The sequence below is a fragment of the Nocardia sp. NPDC049526 genome (genome assembly GCF_044465765.1).
GTDB lineage: Bacteria > Actinomycetota > Actinomycetes > Mycobacteriales > Mycobacteriaceae > Nocardia.
Window position 1 is genome coordinate 54,806 of record NZ_JBITMA010000008.1, and the last position, 15,773, is coordinate 70,578.

The window sequence follows — 15,773 nt, forward strand, 5'->3', positions numbered from 1 at the left end:
CTTTGTGGCTCGCTCGGTTTGTGCCCCCCCAGTCCCACCCCCCGCGGGCGGCCCCCCCCCCCCCCCCGGGGGGCCCCCCCCCCCGGGGGGGGGGGCCCCCGACACAGGGTTTCGATGAGGTGGGTCAGGCGAGGGCGATCGCGGCGCAGAGTGCGGCGACGGCGATGAACTGCAGGGCCACCCGGCCGTTGATCACACTGTTCCACTTGTCCTGCAGCGCACGGGCATTCGACGGAATGACGCCGGAGTGCGCCGCGGCGGTCTGCTGGGTGTTCACCGGCTTCGCCACCCGAACGTAGATTCCGAGCCAGGTCACCAGCGCCACGACGGCGATACCCGCCGCGATCGCCGCTGCCGCGTGGCCGCTGATCGCCGCGAGAGCCGTTGCCGCAACGGCGGTTACCACACCGCTGATGCCGACGATCGGCATCCGGCGGTCGCCGTAGTAGTGACCCCAGCCCGCCGACATGGTGACGGTCCGGTCGTCCAGCTTGTCGTACACCGACCGCGTGATCAGTGCGAAGCAGGCATCGGTGCCGTAGACGACGGCGTTCGCGAGGACCGAGACGATGGCGACGACCTGGATGAGTGTGGTGATCATGAGCTGTTCCGTTCTCTGCTTGTAGCGTTGTTAGAGAATCTAGCAACGCTAGAACTTTTGGTCAACCCGTATCGGAATTCCGAACGCCGCTGAACCATCCGGCTCGGTAGCTTGTTGTCGGCTGAGATGCCGACGGAATATGGATCGGCGAGCAGAGGGGTCCTCGGCGGCGGCTGATTCGCGCAGCGCCTGGCGCGGCGATCATCGCCGCCGCAGCGGCACTGGTCTCGGCGGTCCCGCCGGAAAGCGCCGGACAGCCTGGCGTGGATTATGAATGTGATCGGCGCCCAAGAGATTTCAGGGCGCGGAAGTCACTGACGCCAACCGTTTTCGAGCAGATCGAACAACTCGCGGAACGCGCTCGCCGGATCTTCCCTGGCGCTCGCGACTTTGGCGGTTTCCAGTGCGAAGTGGGCGAGTCCCGCGGCCGCGAGATCGCCCGCCGGCGCGCCGGTCGCCTCGGCGATCGCGTCCGCCAATGCGGATTCGTGGCGCAGCAGCATCTGGTGCGCGTACTCGCGCAGCGCGGGGGTGGAGTCCACGAGGCGGTGGAAGGCGACGATTCCAGGATCGTCGTTGCGCGCGGTGCGGGTGCGCATCAGATAGTCGCGCAGCCCGTGGATGACCGATTGTCCGGCGGGCCGGTCGCGCACGGCTGCCACCAGGTCGGCCTCGACATCCGCGTCCAGGTCGAAGACCAGTGATTCCTTGCTGGGGAAATGCTTGAACAGCGTGCTCAGCGATACATCCGCCGCCTCGGCGACCTCTCGGACGCCGACATTGTCGTAGCCGCGTTCGGTGAACAGCTTTGTCGCGGCATCGGCCAGTGCCTGCCGCGTCTGCGCCTTCTTGCGCTCCCTGCGCCCGATCGTCGCGGTCATGCCGCAACTGTACCCGATTAGGCTATCGGCACTAAAGTCGGAGCAGTTGTACTTTTGTATCGACTGTGATTTTCTGGAGCCGTCGGCGGGTTCCCAGCTGCCGAGACTCGAAGGAGGTGAGCGGCCATGTCCGCAGAAATGACCGAGACGAAGACCGCGCCCACGCGACCGATCCGATTGGTACTGGCCGGGGTGCTGTTGGCGATGTTGCTGGCAATGTTGGACAACGCGATCGTCGGCACCGCGATGCCGACGATCGTGCGCGAATTGGGCGGACTGTCGCACGTCGCCTGGGTGGTGACCGCCTACACCCTGCTGTCGGCGATCTCGACGCCGGTATGGGCGAAACTCGGCGATCTTTACAGCCGAAAGACCGTATTCCTCAGTGCCATCGGCGTGTTCCTGATCGGCTCGGTGCTGGCGGGCGCGTCCTGGTCGATGTCCGCGCTCATCGGATTCCGGGCACTGCAGGGCCTCGGCGCGGGTGGTATCGCGGTCACCGCATTCGCCGTCATCGGCGCGCTGGTCCCGCCGCGCGAACGCGGAAAGTATCAGGGCATGACCGCAACCACGATGGCCGTCGGCACCATCGGCGGACCGCTGCTCGGCGGCGTGATCACCGACGGTCTCGACTGGCGCTGGGCCTTCTATATCAATATTCCGCTTGGGCTGGTGGCCTTCGCCTGGTCGTGGTGGCGGCTCGAACTGCCCGTCGCGCGCAGGAAGGTGACCATCGACTACGCGGGCATTCTCGCGCTGACGACCGCGATCGCAGCCCTGGTGCTGATCGCGACCTGGGGCGGTGTCGACTACGCGTGGCTCTCGGCGCAGATCATCGGGCTGGCGGTGCTCGCGGTGGCGGCCTCGGCCGCATTCCTGGTGATCGAACGCCGGGCGGTCGACCCGGTGATCCCGCTGGGGATCTTCCGCACCCGTAATCTCACCCTTGCCGCACTGACCGCCCTGGTCGGCGGGGTGGTCATGTTCGGCTCGGTGCTGTATCTGCCGCTGTTCCAGCAGACGGTGCAGGGCGCCTCGGCCGCGAACTCCGGACTGCTCCTGCTGCCGATGATGGTGCCGCTGCTGGTGGTCTCCCAGATCGTCGGGAAGCGGATGACCGCGACCGGCAACTACAAGATCTTCTTCATCCTCGGCGGGCTCTTCCTCACTGCGGGCGCAGTACTGTTGTCTACCATCGACGCCGAAACCGGTCGTCTGACAACAGGTTTCGCCATGGCGCTGATGGGCACCGGACTCGGCTTCTCGATGCAGCTGTCCACCGCCGTCGCACAGAACAGCGTGGAAATGGCGAACATCGGCGCGGCATCCGGTGCGGTCACACTGTTCCGAACCCTGGGCGGATCAATCGGCGTCGCGGCCTTCGGATCCCTGTTCACCGGGTCGCTACAGGGCCATGTGCCCACCGAGGGGCACGGCTACCTCGCGGCCTTCGCCACCGGCACCGGACACGTCTTCCTGGCCGCCGCCGCGATCTGCGCACTCGGCTTCCTGATCGCCTGGTTCATCGAAGAAGTTCCGTTGCGCGGCAAGGCTCCCGAGCCGGTTGCCCTCGGCAAGCCCGAAAGCAAGGCCGCTGCCTGAGATTGCCATCGTGCCTGCCCGATCACGCTTGGGATCGGGCAGGCACGATATCGACGATCAATCCGTCACGGCGTCCGGATGAGTGTGCTCGAACAGTCGAAGCATCATGTCCGCCAGCATAATTCGTTCATCCTGACGCAGCGGAGCCAGGATCTCGTCGCGTGCTTGTCCCGCCTCCTTCTCGAGGGATCGCAACAAGGCCCGGCCGGTCCTGGTGATCCGCACCGACATTCGACGACGATCGGCGGGATCGCGAGTGCGTTCGACCTGGCCGGCACTTGTCAATTCATCGACGATCTTCGCCACATCGCTCGGATGGATATCGAGCCGCATGCCCAGATCGCGCTGCGCATGCGGCCCGAAATCGGCGAGCGCGGCGAGTACGGCCATATGCCACAGCCGAAGTCCGCGCGCCGCGAGCCGATCGGCGAACCGTCCCCGCGCGACCTTGCCGACCCGCGACAGCAGGTAGGTCTCGAGCCCGAGCAGGCTCGGCGGAAGTGCACGCGCGGAATCCATGCGACTAATTATAGGGTGGAACCTACGATAGGTTTGCACCTACTAATAAGGAGACCGCGTGGACGCCCTGTACCCGAGATTGCTCGTCACCCGTTTCGCCGAATGCTTCGACTTCTACAACACCGTCCTCCCGGAGCTCATCGGCGCGAAGCTGATCAAGGGCACCGCGGCGGGCCCGTACGCGAACTGGGATGTCGACGACCAAGCAGTACTCGTGCTCTTCGATCGCGGCGTGATGTCCGAAGTCGTCGGCACCACCGATCTGCCCTGCACCGCCGCGCCCGCACAGGATGCCGTGATGTTCGTCTGCCGAGTACCCGACGTCGACACGGGCCTGGACCTCTGCCTGCGCAACGGCGCGACCCTTGCCGCCGCCGCGGCCGATCGACCGAACTGGGGTCCGAACCTGCGCACAGCACACCTGCGCGACCCAGCGGGTACCCTGATCGAGCTCCAGTCCTACTGACGGGCGATGAATACCGTCCGCCAGCACCGTCGGCACTGATACAGGCACACCGATCGGGAGGACCACCATGCAGAAGATCGTCACGAACCTCTGGTACGACACCCAGGCCGAAGAGGCTGCCGAGTTCTACTGTTCGCTGTTCGAGGATTCGAAGATCACCAATGTCGTGCCCTACTCCGAGGTGGGTCCGCGCGAAGCCGGGCTGACGATGCTCGTCGATTTCGAACTCAACGGACAGAAGTTCACCGCCATCAACGGTGGCGGCGATTACCACTACACCCACGCCATGTCGCTGCTGGTGAATTGCGACAGCCAGGACGAGGTCGACCGACTCTGGACGGCACTGCTCGCCGACGGCGGCCAGCCGATCGAATGTGGTTGGCTCAACGATAAATACGGTATCCCCTGGCAGATCTGGCCCGTGGAAGCCGACACCCTGTTGACGAGTACCGACCGCGCGGCCGCGAACCGCGCCATGCAGGCGATGCTCGGTATGCAGAAGATCGACCTGCAAGGGATGCGGGACGCCTACGCGGGCAAGATCAGCTGATCTGCCAGGAGCCGACCTCGCGGTATCCGGAGTTGTAGATCGCGGAGCTGTCACCCTCGGTGATCTGGTAGTGCTTCATATTTCCGCCCCAATAGCGCAGGATCCGGCCGAGCTCATCGGCTAGATCGGCCGGCGCGGCCACGCCGTCGGGCAGGACGTCCAGATCTACCTCCAGGGTGAATTTCACCCTGAGGAATCTACCGGCGCCCGGTCGGGCCTCGGGTGCTTCGCTGTATGTTCCTCCGATCGCCCAGCGGGGCGCGGACGTGGAAAGGTATGGTCGGGCGGGAAAATTTCACACACCAACGGGGGCTCGCACCAGCGGGCTGAGAGGACGGCTAGCCCAATTCGGGCGTTCAGGGCCGTCGACCGTATGAACCTGACCGGGTAATGCCGGCGTAGGGAGGATATTCATGGGCACACCTGTAGATTCCGTGACCACCGGTCCGATCGAAGGCAGCGTCAAGCATTACCAACGGGTCGATGACCTGCGCGTTCCGGTGCGTCGGATCAATCTGACCAATGGCGAGCACTTCGACGTCTACGACACCTCGGGCCCGTACACCGACGACACGGCATCCATCGATCTGGAGGCCGGGCTACCGAAGCTGCGCGACGGCTGGACCAAGCCTGAGATCGAAGGTCCGCCGACCCAGCTGGCCTGGGCGCGGCAGGGCATCATCACCCCCGAGATGCGCTTCATCGCCGCGCGTGAGGGCGTCACGCCGGAACTGGTGCGCGACGAGGTCGCCGCTGGTCGTGCGGTCATCCCGGCCAACCACAAGCATCCGGAGCTGGAGCCGACCATTATCGGCAAGAAGTTCCTGGTGAAGATCAATGCCAATATCGGCAATTCGGCCGTGTCCTCCTCGATCGCGGAGGAGGTGGAGAAGATGGTGTGGGCCACCCGCTGGGGCGCGGACACCATCATGGATCTGTCCACCGGCAAGAACATTCACGAGACGCGCGAATGGATCCTGCGCAACTCGCCCGTCCCGGTCGGCACCGTGCCGATCTATCAGGCGCTGGAGCAGGTGAACGGCGATCCGACCGCGCTCACCTGGGAGATCTACCGCGACACCGTAATCGAGCAGTGCGAGCAGGGCGTCGACTATATGACCGTGCACGCCGGTGTGCTGCTGCGCTACGTGCCGCTGACCGCCAAGCGGGTCACCGGCATCGTCTCGCGCGGCGGATCCATCATGGCCGCATGGTGTCTGGCGCATCATCAGGAGTCGTTCCTGTATACCAACTTCGCCGAACTCTGCGAGATCCTGGCGAAGTACGACGTGACCTTCTCCCTCGGTGACGGCCTGCGTCCCGGCTCCATCGCCGATGCCAATGACGAGGCCCAGTTCGCCGAGCTGCGCACCCTCGGTGAGCTGACCAAGATCGCGAAATCGCATGGCGTACAGGTCATGATCGAGGGGCCGGGGCACGTGCCGATGCACAAGATCGTGGAGAACGTGCGGCTGGAGGAGGAGCTGTGCGAGGAGGCGCCGTTCTACACCCTCGGCCCGCTCGCCACCGATATCGCACCCGCCTACGACCACATCACCTCGGCCATCGGCGCGGCCATCATCGCCCAGGCGGGCACCGCGATGCTCTGCTATGTCACTCCCAAGGAGCACCTTGGCCTGCCCAACCGCGACGACGTCAAGGTCGGCGTGATCACCTACAAGATCGCCGCGCACGCCGCTGACCTCGCCAAAGGCCATCCGCACGCGCAGGACCGGGATAACGAGCTGTCCAAGGCGCGGTTCGAATTCCGCTGGCGCGACCAGTTCGCCCTCTCCCTCGATCCGGATACCGCCCGCGAATACCACGACGAAACCCTCCCGGCCGAACCTGCCAAGACCGCTCACTTCTGCTCTATGTGCGGGCCGAAGTTCTGCTCCATGCGCATCTCCGCCGACGTGCGGGAATACGCCGCGCGCCAGGGGCTCACCGAGATCGAAGCACTGCAAGCCGGTATGGCGGAGAAGTCCGCCGAATTCGCCGACCACGGCGCACAGGTGTATTTGCCGGTCGTGTCGTGAGTAGCGCTCGAGGCGGCCACTGAAATGGCGATAGCCCCGGACCAACGCGTGGTCCGGGGCTTCTAACTGGAAGGTACACGAAGAATCCGCCGCTCAGGAGTGGATTCGCACAAATTGATGCCGAGGGAGTTGCGTGATCAGCGTTCGCGCGGGCCGATCGGGAAACCGAGGGCGCCGAAGGTGGCGTTCAGATTGATCTCGATCTGGGTGAGCAGGGCATTGAAATCGGCGAGCATGGAAACCACGTTCTCGGTGCGACAGCCGACCTGATCCGGCGCATCGGGAGACAGGCGGGACTTCAACCAGTTGAAGGTATCGGCCATGCCGAGCGACGGGAGGGTCAGGTGTTCGCTGAGGTGGTCGCGTTTGTAGACGATCGACGCACCGTCCGCGCACCACTGCTGGTTCAGGCGATCGGTGGTCCAGATCGGGACGGCCTCGTCCAGGACGCCCTGATAGATGAACAGCGGTGCGGTCGGGGTGTGTTTGCCGAGGACGGTCGCGTCGAAGACCTCGCGGATTTCCGGTAGCGCGAGGTACTGCGCGATCGGAATAGTCAGAATCCGTTGGTAATCGGTGAACATCTGGGTCAGTGCATTGCGTGGCAGGCACTGCGAGTTGGTCCGGTTCATCAGCGCCTTGCCCTCGGGCGTCAGGTACTGATCGGTCGCCTCGCGGAACTTCGGGTAGGCGTTGTAGAGCGAGGAGACGCCGATGCCGATGAGGCTGGAGAACATGGATCCGTTGACGTGCAGCAGGGATTCGACATCCGAAACCGGCGCACCGAGCGCGACACCCTGCACGTTCAGCTCCGGCGCGTAGCTCGGCTGCATCTCCGCGGCCCAGCCGCTGCCCATGCCGCCGCCGGAATAGCCCCACAGCGCCACCGGGGTATTCGCGCCGTCGAGGCCGAGCGGTTCGAATCGCTCGGCGGCTCGAATGCCGTCGAGGGTCAGGTATCCCGGCTCCTCGGCCACCGCGAGATGTCCGTCGAGGCCCTCGTAGTCCGGCACCGAAATGGCCCAGCCCTGGCTGATCAGCGCGGCGATCGCGATCAGCTCGCTCTGTGAGTGGATGCCTTCGACACCAGGCAGCCCGGCGCCCTGCTGCAGTACGAACGACGGCGAGCAGGCGATGCCGGCGCTGTCGTAGTAGAACTGCAGCGAGACCAGCGGACGCGACCGGTTCGGATCCGCCCCCGCGGGCAGGATCACGGTGCTGACGGCGGCCGTCGGCTGTCCGAACAGATCGGTGCTGCGGTAGAGCAACTGCCATGAGCGCACGCTCAGCGGCAGTACGGTCAGCACCGCCAGGTGCACCTCGCGCGAGCGCAGAATCGCGCCGACTTCCTGCGTCTCGAACCCCTCCGGCGGTTGATAGAACGAATCTTCTTGCGGCACAGGTACAGCGGTGGCGGGCGTGGCCGTGACACCCCCGGCCGTCAATGCCGTCGCTATCGATACCAGCACGGCCGCCGCGCGCAATCCGCGCAGAGGTCTGCGGGTCGGATCCCCATTGATCACTGCCACGTCTGTCCCTTCCTCATCGACGTGACAGTGATTACAACACGGCTTCCGATTACCAACAAGAAGTCTTTCTGAAACTGCTCCGGCTATCGTCGAGGTATGACCCGCAGCAAATCCGCCGCGCGGCCCGATCCGACTTCGGCGCGGCGCCGCATCCGTGGTCTCGATGCCGAGCAGCGCAGCGCGCAACGGCGCAGCCAACTGCTCGACGCGGCCACCGAACTATTTGCCGAGCAAAGCTTTTCGGGTACTTCGATCGAACAGATCTGTCAGCGCGCGTTCGTCGGGACCAAGGGTTTCTACGATCACTTCGACAGCAAGGAAGCGTGCTACGTCGCGCTGCTCACGCATATCACCGAGCAGATTCAGCAGCGGGCCATCGAGGCGGCCACCGCATCCGCCGAACTGTCCTGGCCGGAGCGCGCGCAGGCCATTATCGCGGCCTTCGTGCATGCCATTGCCGATGATCCGCGGCTGGCCAAGGTGACATTCGGCGAGGCGGGCGGCATCTCACCCGCGGTGGAGAGGCAACGGCGCAGTAATCGGCGCTGGTCGGCGGGCTTTCTCGATCAGCAGTGGTCGGGTGCGGCGGCATCGGATCCGGAGGAGCAGCGCAGGCGAATCGCCTTGGCGCTGGCGACCATTGGCGGCATGTTCGAACTCGTCGCGGACTGGCTGCACCATCATGACGACGGTGGCGCGCCCGATATGGTCGATACGCTGATCGAGGATCTGCAGCGGTTCATCGCCGTCGTCGATGCGGGTGTTCGAACTGCCGCGCGTTGAACGCTCAGTCGCGCGCATGCCAGATGCGTCCGCGGACCTCACCGAGGCCGATGCGCCGCGAATTCGAACCCCGGGCCGATGCCGTGATGACTACCTCGTCGCCGTCCTCCAGGAAGGTCCGGTGCAGCCCGTTCACCGTGACGGGTTCGGCTCCGCCCCAGGATAATTCGATAAACGAACCGCGCTGGTCCGGTTCCGGTCCGGATATGGTGCCGGACGCGTAGAGGTCGCCGGTGCGCGTGGCGGCGCCGTTCGCGGTGAGATGCGCCAGCATCTGCGCAGGCGACCAGTACATCCGGGAATACGGCGGATGGGAGACGGTTTGGCCGTTCCAGTGCACGGCCAGGTCGATATCGAGTCCCCACTGCTGGCCGCCCCGCAGATAGGGCAGTGGCTCGGGTTCCTGCTTCGGCAGTCGAATGCGGGCGGTCTCCAAGGCGGCCAGTGGCGTTATCCAGGCCGAGAGCGAGGTCGCGAAGGATTTTCCGAGGAACGGTCCGAGTGGCTGATACTCCCAGGCCTGGATATCGCGGGCGGACCAATCGTTCACCAGCGCGACGCCGAAGACGTGCTCGGTGAACTGGTCGATATCGATGGGTGTGCCGAGTTCGGATCCGACTCCGACCACGAATCCGAGCTCGGCTTCTATATCGAGACGCTGTGACGGTCCGAAATCCGGTGTGCCGGAGTGGGTTCGGCGTTGGCCGCAGGGCCGCACGACATCGGTACCGGACACGACGACGGTGCCCGCACGTCCGTGGTATCCGACCGGCAGATGCCGCCAATTGGGCAGCAGCGGTTCGGCATCGGGGCGGAACAGCCTGCCGAGGTTCGTCGCGTGGTCGATGCTGGCGTAGAAATCGACGTAGTCGCCGATCGCAACCGGCAGCTTGGTGCGCACGTCGTGCAGTAGATGCACTGCCGCACTGGGGATTTCGTCATCTACCAGCTCGCGGATCCGGCTGCGCACCGCCCGCCACCGACGTGGCCCCGCCGCCATGAAGGCATTGAGACTCGGCTCGGCAAATACCGGATCCTCCAGTGCCGCAGCCAGATCGATGACTTGCTCGCCGAGTCGCACACCGACCCGGAAGTCCTGGCCCTCCGGCGCGAAGACGCCATAGGGAAGATTGTTCGGACCGAAGAGGGTGTTGTCGGGAACCTCGATGCGGGTCTTCATGCGGGCCCACGGTGCTGATTCGCATGCGGGCGCCGATTCGGTTGCCGGTGTCGGTCGGACTGCGGTCCGCGACCGGACCAGGTCCACGCATATCCGGGATCCTCGCAGGCCAGCGCGCCTTCGCCGAGTTCGAGCGGTCGGAAAGTATCGACCATGACCGCGAGTTCATCGAAGAAATCGATGCCGATACTGCGCTCATACGCACCCGGCTGCGGACCGTGCGCATAACCGCCGGGATGTACCGATACCGAACCCTGACCGATGCCGGAACCCCTGCGCGCCTCGTAGTTTCCGCCGCAGTAGAACATGATCTCGTCGCTGTCGACATTGGAGTGGTAGTACGGCACCGGAATCGAGAGCGGGTGGTAGTCGACCTTGCGCGGTACGAAATTGCACACCACGAAATTGATCCCCTCGAAAGCCTGATGGGCGGGCGGCGGCTGGTGCACCCGGCCGGTGAGCGGTTCGAAATCGGCGATATTGAAGGTGAGCGGATACAGGCAGCCGTCCCAGCCGACCACATCGAACGGATGGGTCGCATAGATCATCCGCGTGCCGACCACCTGACCGCCGGGTCGATGCTTCACCAGCACCTCGATATCGGTTCCGGTGGCGACCAGCGGTTCCCCCGGCCCGTGCAGATCTCGCTCGCAGTACGGCGAATGTTCCAGCAGCTGACCGAATTTCGAGAGATAGCGTTTCGGCGCAGTGATGTGACCGGATGCTTCGATCACATACGCGCGCAGCGGTTCCGGGCCGCTCGGTAGCCAGCGGTGCGTGGTCGCGCGCGGAATCAGCACTTGGTCGCCCTGCCGGGCGGGGATGGTGCCGAAGACCGTTTCGACAACGGCCGCACCGGATTCCACGTACACCAGCTCGTCGCCGATCGCATTGCGGTACAGCGGTGACGCACCCTTGGCCACCACATACGAGATCCGCACATCCGCATTGCCGAGCAGCAGTCGACGGCCGGTAACCGGATCGGTTCCGGCCGGGGTATCGCCGGGGAAGAGTTCGTGCAGGCGCAGATGTCGATGGCGCAGTGGATGATTCGGGGTGAGGGTCTGGTCCGGCAGTTCCCATACCGTCGAATCGACTATGGCGGGCGGCAGGCCGCGGTGATACAGCAGTGAGGAATCGCCGGAGAAGCCCTCCTCGCCCATCAGCTCTTCGTAGAAGAGCCGTCCCTGGTCGTCTCGATGCTGGGTGTGCCGCTTGGGCGGCACCGCTCCCACCTGCCGATAGAACGCCATGACCGCACCTCCGGCTGGACCGCTGGATTTGCTTCCATCGTAGTGCCGGAAGGGCCGGTACGGTGGACATTTTGTCGGTCCTCTGCCGTCTTCTACGGCATTTCGCCTAGTGATGGGGTGAAGTGCTGAACAATTGTCAGGCGTGACGCAATGCGCGGTACACGGCCGCCCCGACAAAGGCCCCGAGGCTCTGCGGATCCCATTCGCCCTCGCCCGCCAGCAGTGTGCGCACCGCGCCCTCACCCGCGGATACCCACAGCTCGACCAGTGCCGGCAACTTGCGCTCGGCGTCCTGGGTGCCCCACGCGCGCAACGTCGGTCGCAGCAGCGTGATGCAGCGCTCGATGGCGAGTTTGCGACCACGCCCGAACGAATCCGCAACGGCCGGATCGGGATTGCCGTACAGCAGCCGCCACGCATCCGGTCGCTCGGCCGCCTTCTCCAGCAGTGCGCGGAAGCCTTCGACGAATACAGTCTCGCCCGCGTCGACATCGCGGGGCGGGAGCACCTCGAGTACTCCGCCGACCAGGAAGCTCTCCTCGCGCTGGATGAGCGCCTCGATCAACTCGACGCGATCCGGGAAGCAGGCGTAGACCACGGGCCGGGTCACATTCATCCGCTCCGCGATCGCGGCCATGGTTACCGCCGCGACGCCGTGCTCGACGGCGATCGCGAGCGCGGTGTCGAGCACCTGGGGGCGGCGACGTTCGGGGCCCAAGTGCTGTGCCCGCTGCCGTGGCTGCACCGCCGTCTCGCTACCCATGGGCACCAAGATATCAGCGTTAGTCGCCGGGTTCGCCCTGGTACCGGGCCTGAAGATCAAATTCCTACACCGACGAACAATAATGCTACAGTCGCGAATGAAGTGGCCGGTGCATGTCCGGATCAATGAGGAGTCATCGATGACCGAAACCCTGTTCAACCCGAAGACCTGCGAATTCGCCGAGTTCGATGCGGAGACCCGCAGGCTGCTGCGCGCCACCGTGGAGTGGTTCGAGGGCCGGGGTAAGGCGGCGCTGAAGCACGACGATCGGGAGCGGATCTGGTACGCCGACTTCCTCGATTTCGTGAAGCGGGAGCGGGTCTTCGCCACCTTCCTCACCCCGGCGGCCGAGGCCAATGGCGATCCGAACAAGCGCTGGGATACCGGCCGGATCGCGATGATGAGCAAGATTCTCGGTTTCTACGGCATGTCCTACTGGTACGTCTGGCAGGTGACCATTCTCGGACTCGGCCCGATCTGGCAGAGCGAGAACAAGGCCGCCAAGCAGCGGGCCGCCGCGCTACTGGATTCCGGTGAGATCTTCGCCTTCGGGCTCTCCGAGAAGGAGCACGGCGCGGATGTCTACTCCACCGATATGGTGCTCACACCCAAGCGTGGCGGCGGGTATACCGCTTCCGGCAGTAAGCATTACATCGGCAACGGCAATCTGGCGGGCATGGTGTCGGTATTCGGTCGCCGGGCCGACAAACCGATCATCGACAGCGCCAAGGCGCTGGAAAGCAAGCCGACGCAGGAGGATTACGAGGGGTATCTGTTCTTCGTCGCGGACAGCAAACACAAGAACTACAAGTTGCGCCGCAATGTCGTCGACAGCCAGATGTATGTGGCGGCCTTCGATCTGGAGAAATATCCGGTCGCCGAGGAGGACATCCTGCATCGCGGCGAGGATGCCTTCCACGCCGCGATGAACACCGTCAATGTCGGCAAGTTCAATCTCGGATTCGGTGCGGTCGGCGCCTGTGAGCACGCCTTCTACGAGGCGATTACCCATGCCGAGAACCGAATCCTGTTCGGGCATCGGGTCACCGAGTTCCCGCAGGTGCAATCGCTGCTGACCGATTCCTACGCGCGGCTGCTCGGTATGAAGCTCTACAGCGAGCGCGCCATCGACTACATGCGCTCCGCATCCCCGGACGACCGTCGCTACCTGCTGTTCAATGCGATCGAGAAAATGACCGTGACCCGGCAGGGACAGCGGATCACCGAGGATCTCGCGGATGTGATCGCGGCCCGCGGTTTCGAAAACGATATGTACTTCCCGATGGCGATGCTCGGGCTCTTCGGGCTGCCGCGGCTCGAAGGCACGGTGCATGTGAATATGGCGCTGTCGCTGAAGTTCATGGCCAACTACATGTTCCATCCCGCCGACGCCGGATTGGTCGCGCTGCGTTACCTGCCCGGTGCGGGTATTGCGCCGAAGGGCACGGTTCGGGCGGTTTCCGGTGCGCTGAGCTGGTCGAGCCGCAAGCTCACCCCGCGCGCCGGTGCGGCGGTACCCAAGCTGCGCGCCGAATTGGCCGGTGCCAGTTACGATCCCGTGTCCACGCGCCGCGATGCCGCCGACGACGAATTCCTGTTCCGGCAGGGCCCCAGCAGCGGCCTCGGCCGAATCCGCTTCCGCGACTGGCGCCCGGTCTTCGAAAGGTTCGCGCACGTGCCGAATGTCGCCCTCTTCCTGGAACAGGCGCTCGCATTCCAGACGCTGCTGGCCGCCGCCGCACCGACCACGACGCAACAGCGCGACGTGGATTTCCTCTTCGCCTTGGGCGAACTGTTCACCGCGGTGCCCTATGCCCAGCTGATCCTGGAGCAAGCCGAAATCGAGGGCACCACAACGGATGTGCTCGACCAAATCTTCGACGTCTTCGTCCGCGAATTCTCCAAGAACGCACTGACCCTGCACACCAAGCCCGCCGCAACCAAATCTCAACAGACCCGCGCCCTAGACCTCGTCCGCCGCCCGATCCCCTCGCGCTCTCGTTTCGATCAAGTACTCGCTCGAGCCCGAGCCCACGCTGGCAACTACGAGATGAACCCCTAGCTCGCCCCCGCGGAATCCGTTCCCGTGACGGCAACGCCGCCCCTGGCAGCATCCACTAGTCGACCGTGTGTGTGAGGGGCGCAGCTCGAGCTTCTATGTACATGATGCAGTACATTGGAACTACGAACGCTCGAGAGGACCGTTATGCGACCTATCTCCATCACCGAGGCTCGCGCCAATCTGGCTTCTGTCCTGGATTCGGCTACCGAAGACCTGGAAGAGGTCGTCATCACCCGTGCGGGACGCGAGTCTGCAGTCGTGATTTCGCTGCGTGAGTACCAGTCGCTGAAGGAAACCGCATACCTGCTTGGATCACCGGCCAACGCCCGTCATCTGGAGCGATCCATCGAGCAGTTACGGGCTGGCGAAACCGAACACCATGAGCTCGTCGAAACCGACGACGAGGGCGCGGAGTGAAGATCTTGTTCACGCCTGATGCCTGGGCCGACTACCTCTGGTGGCAGGCCAGCGACAAGGCAACGCTGAGACGAATCAACAGACTGATCGAGGACATCACCCGCAACGGCTACGACGGCATAGGTAAGCCGGAACCATTGCGGCAGAACCTCGCTGGGTTCTGGTCACGTCGCATCACAACCGAGCATCGCGTTGTGTATGTGATCGAAGATGATACGGCCAAGATTGTCGCCTGCCGCTTCCACTACGAATGAGATCGGCGTCAGCGATCAGTCGGTGAATTCGGCGATCACCGGGGCATGGTCGCTGGGGCTCTTGCCTTTTCGTTCCTCACGGTCGACCATCGCGTCTTTGGTGCGGGCGGCGAGGGTGGGGGAGGCGAGGATGAAATCGATGCGCATGCCTTCTTTTCGGGGGAAGCGCAGTTGGGTGTAGTCCCAGTAGGTGTAGACGCCGGGGCCGGGGGCGTAGGGGCGCATGACGTCGGCGAAGCCGGTTTCGACGATGGCGTTGAAGGCGTCGCGTTCGGGTTGGGAGGTGTGGGTTTTATCGGCGAAGAATTCGACGGACCAGACGTCGTCGTCGGTCGGGGCGATATTCCAGTCGCCGACCAGGGCGATCTGCGCCTCCGGATGCTCGGCGAGCCACTGGGCGCCGTTGGCGCGCAGGGCGGCAAGCCATTCCAGTTTGTAGGTGTAGTGCGGGTCGTGCAGGGTGCGGCCGTTGGGGACGTACAGGCTCCACACCCGCACCCCGCCGCAGGTCGCACCGAGTGCGCGCGATTCCACGATCGGGGTGCTGATCAGCGATTCGGCCGCATCCTTGTCGAAACCGGGCTGGTCCGGGAATGCGGCTTCCACATCGTCGAGGCCGATGCGTGAGGCGATGGCGACACCGTTCCACTGGTTCAACCCGATGTGGGCGACCTCATAGCCGAGTTCGTCGAAGCGCTCGAACGGGAATTGGTCGTCGCGGCATTTGGTCTCCTGCATCGCGAGCACATCGATGTCCTGGCGGTCGAGGAAGTCCGCGACCCGGTCGAGGCGGGAGCGGATCGAATTGACGTTCCAGGTCGCGAGACGCACGGATGCCTTCCTTACACAGTGGGCTATAGGTCTGTTGTACCGC

The 15,773-nt window shown here is 64.5% G+C and carries 17 protein-coding genes and 1 riboswitch; of the genes, 8 read left to right on the forward strand and 9 right to left on the reverse strand.

Translation table 11 applies throughout. The annotated features are described in order from the left end of the window. Window positions 1-124 precede the first annotated feature (124 nt). Both ACIBW7_RS24725 and ACIBW7_RS24730 read right to left on the reverse strand, forming a co-directional pair. The gene (locus ACIBW7_RS24725; protein WP_397050115.1) at window positions 125-601 is read right to left on the reverse strand and encodes a DUF1772 domain-containing protein; all 477 of its coding nucleotides are present in this window, start codon (window positions 599-601) and stop codon (window positions 125-127) included. 311 nt (window positions 602-912) lie between these two features. Continuing rightward, a complete protein-coding gene (locus ACIBW7_RS24730) occupies window positions 913-1,482 on the reverse strand; it encodes a TetR/AcrR family transcriptional regulator (RefSeq protein ID WP_397050117.1) in 570 nt (189 codons plus the stop codon). Window positions 1,483-1,608: 126 nt separating this feature from the next. On the opposite strand from ACIBW7_RS24730, the gene ACIBW7_RS24735 reads away from it, so the two are divergent. Beyond that, window positions 1,609-3,084 (forward strand): MDR family MFS transporter, encoded by a 1,476-nt coding sequence (locus ACIBW7_RS24735; protein ID WP_397050119.1) that lies wholly within the window; start codon window positions 1,609-1,611, stop codon window positions 3,082-3,084. Window positions 3,085-3,141: 57 nt separating this feature from the next. Here ACIBW7_RS24735 and ACIBW7_RS24740 read toward each other — a convergent pair whose 3' ends face one another. After that, window positions 3,142-3,603, reverse strand: coding sequence for a MarR family winged helix-turn-helix transcriptional regulator (locus ACIBW7_RS24740; RefSeq protein ID WP_397050121.1), 462 nt, complete (start codon window positions 3,601-3,603; stop codon window positions 3,142-3,144). A 58-nt stretch (window positions 3,604-3,661) separates the two neighbouring features. Between ACIBW7_RS24740 and ACIBW7_RS24745 the strand changes: the two genes are divergently transcribed. Next, window positions 3,662-4,069 (forward strand): hypothetical protein, encoded by a 408-nt coding sequence (locus ACIBW7_RS24745; RefSeq protein ID WP_397050123.1) that lies wholly within the window; start codon window positions 3,662-3,664, stop codon window positions 4,067-4,069. 67 nt (window positions 4,070-4,136) lie between these two features. After that, on the forward strand, window positions 4,137-4,619 hold the full coding sequence (locus tag ACIBW7_RS24750) for a VOC family protein (protein ID WP_397050125.1): 483 nt from the start codon (window positions 4,137-4,139) through the stop codon (window positions 4,617-4,619). On the opposite strand, the gene ACIBW7_RS24755 is transcribed toward ACIBW7_RS24750, so the two are convergent. Then, entirely contained in the window at window positions 4,612-4,806 is a 195-nt protein-coding gene (locus ACIBW7_RS24755; RefSeq protein ID WP_040696654.1) for a hypothetical protein, read from the reverse strand. The two genes, ACIBW7_RS24750 and ACIBW7_RS24755, sit on opposite strands and share 8 nt — an antisense overlap. Before the next feature lie 108 nt (window positions 4,807-4,914). Continuing rightward, window positions 4,915-5,041: riboswitch (TPP riboswitch) on the forward strand. On the opposite strand from ACIBW7_RS24755, the gene thiC reads away from it, so the two are divergent. Continuing rightward, window positions 5,033-6,658 (forward strand): phosphomethylpyrimidine synthase ThiC, encoded by a 1,626-nt coding sequence (thiC, locus tag ACIBW7_RS24760; protein ID WP_397050127.1) that lies wholly within the window; start codon window positions 5,033-5,035, stop codon window positions 6,656-6,658. (Overlaps the previous riboswitch by 9 nt.) A gap of 137 nt (window positions 6,659-6,795) precedes the next feature. Here the strand turns inward: thiC and ACIBW7_RS24765 are convergent, their stop codons facing one another. Next, the gene (locus tag ACIBW7_RS24765; RefSeq protein WP_397050129.1) at window positions 6,796-8,187 is read right to left on the reverse strand and encodes a lipase family protein; all 1,392 of its coding nucleotides are present in this window, start codon (window positions 8,185-8,187) and stop codon (window positions 6,796-6,798) included. 96 nt (window positions 8,188-8,283) lie between these two features. Here ACIBW7_RS24765 and ACIBW7_RS24770 point away from each other — a divergent pair, with 96 nt between their 5' ends. Then, window positions 8,284-8,970: a TetR/AcrR family transcriptional regulator gene (locus tag ACIBW7_RS24770; RefSeq protein WP_397050131.1), complete on the forward strand. Its 687-nt coding sequence runs from the start codon at window positions 8,284-8,286 to the stop codon at window positions 8,968-8,970. Window positions 8,971-8,974: 4 nt separating this feature from the next. Here ACIBW7_RS24770 and fahA read toward each other — a convergent pair whose 3' ends face one another. The 3 genes from fahA to ACIBW7_RS24785 form a co-directional block, all read right to left on the reverse strand. Then, on the reverse strand, window positions 8,975-10,150 hold the full coding sequence (gene fahA, locus ACIBW7_RS24775; protein ID WP_397050133.1) for a fumarylacetoacetase: 1,176 nt from the start codon (window positions 10,148-10,150) through the stop codon (window positions 8,975-8,977). Further along, a complete protein-coding gene (locus ACIBW7_RS24780; RefSeq protein ID WP_397050135.1) occupies window positions 10,147-11,403 on the reverse strand; it encodes a homogentisate 1,2-dioxygenase in 1,257 nt (418 codons plus the stop codon). The genes fahA and ACIBW7_RS24780 overlap by 4 nt, the downstream gene beginning before the upstream one ends. A gap of 136 nt (window positions 11,404-11,539) precedes the next feature. Next, window positions 11,540-12,166 carry a TetR/AcrR family transcriptional regulator gene (locus ACIBW7_RS24785; protein WP_397050137.1) on the reverse strand — a complete coding sequence of 209 codons (627 nt, stop codon included), beginning with the start codon at window positions 12,164-12,166 and terminating at the stop codon, window positions 11,540-11,542. 139 nt (window positions 12,167-12,305) lie between these two features. On the opposite strand from ACIBW7_RS24785, the gene ACIBW7_RS24790 reads away from it, so the two are divergent. From ACIBW7_RS24790 to ACIBW7_RS24800, 3 genes are all read left to right on the forward strand, one after another. Then, the gene (locus tag ACIBW7_RS24790; RefSeq protein WP_397050139.1) at window positions 12,306-14,228 is read left to right on the forward strand and encodes an acyl-CoA dehydrogenase; all 1,923 of its coding nucleotides are present in this window, start codon (window positions 12,306-12,308) and stop codon (window positions 14,226-14,228) included. Window positions 14,229-14,372: 144 nt separating this feature from the next. Then, complete coding sequence (locus ACIBW7_RS24795; RefSeq protein ID WP_327094215.1) at window positions 14,373-14,645, forward strand: type II toxin-antitoxin system prevent-host-death family antitoxin; 273 nt, start codon at window positions 14,373-14,375, stop codon at window positions 14,643-14,645. Then, window positions 14,642-14,899, forward strand: a complete 258-nt coding sequence (locus ACIBW7_RS24800; RefSeq protein ID WP_397050141.1) for a Txe/YoeB family addiction module toxin — start codon at window positions 14,642-14,644, stop codon at window positions 14,897-14,899. Before ACIBW7_RS24795 ends, ACIBW7_RS24800 begins: the two co-directional genes overlap by 4 nt. Window positions 14,900-14,914: 15 nt before the next feature. On the opposite strand, the gene ACIBW7_RS24805 is transcribed toward ACIBW7_RS24800, so the two are convergent. Then, on the reverse strand, window positions 14,915-15,730 hold the full coding sequence (locus ACIBW7_RS24805) for an exodeoxyribonuclease III (protein WP_397050143.1): 816 nt from the start codon (window positions 15,728-15,730) through the stop codon (window positions 14,915-14,917). Between the last annotated feature and the right edge of the window lie 43 nt (window positions 15,731-15,773).

What these genes read in the sequence shown, in the direction of transcription:
- ACIBW7_RS24725 (WP_397050115.1), bottom strand. Translation starts at nt 601, where the DNA reads ATGATCACCACACTCATCCAGGTCGTCGCCATCGTCTCGGTCCTCGCG.
- ACIBW7_RS24730 (WP_397050117.1), bottom strand. Translation starts at nt 1,482, where the DNA reads ATGACCGCGACGATCGGGCGCAGGGAGCGCAAGAAGGCGCAGACGCGG.
- ACIBW7_RS24735 (WP_397050119.1), top strand. Translation starts at nt 1,609, where the DNA reads ATGTCCGCAGAAATGACCGAGACGAAGACCGCGCCCACGCGACCGATC.
- ACIBW7_RS24740 (WP_397050121.1), bottom strand. Translation starts at nt 3,603, where the DNA reads ATGGATTCCGCGCGTGCACTTCCGCCGAGCCTGCTCGGGCTCGAGACC.
- ACIBW7_RS24750 (WP_397050125.1), top strand. Translation starts at nt 4,137, where the DNA reads ATGCAGAAGATCGTCACGAACCTCTGGTACGACACCCAGGCCGAAGAG.
- thiC (WP_397050127.1), top strand. Translation starts at nt 5,033, where the DNA reads ATGGGCACACCTGTAGATTCCGTGACCACCGGTCCGATCGAAGGCAGC.
- ACIBW7_RS24770 (WP_397050131.1), top strand. Translation starts at nt 8,284, where the DNA reads ATGACCCGCAGCAAATCCGCCGCGCGGCCCGATCCGACTTCGGCGCGG.
- fahA (WP_397050133.1), bottom strand. Translation starts at nt 10,150, where the DNA reads ATGAAGACCCGCATCGAGGTTCCCGACAACACCCTCTTCGGTCCGAAC.
- ACIBW7_RS24780 (WP_397050135.1), bottom strand. Translation starts at nt 11,403, where the DNA reads ATGGCGTTCTATCGGCAGGTGGGAGCGGTGCCGCCCAAGCGGCACACC.
- ACIBW7_RS24785 (WP_397050137.1), bottom strand. Translation starts at nt 12,166, where the DNA reads ATGGGTAGCGAGACGGCGGTGCAGCCACGGCAGCGGGCACAGCACTTG.
- ACIBW7_RS24790 (WP_397050139.1), top strand. Translation starts at nt 12,306, where the DNA reads ATGACCGAAACCCTGTTCAACCCGAAGACCTGCGAATTCGCCGAGTTC.
- ACIBW7_RS24795 (WP_327094215.1), top strand. Translation starts at nt 14,373, where the DNA reads ATGCGACCTATCTCCATCACCGAGGCTCGCGCCAATCTGGCTTCTGTC.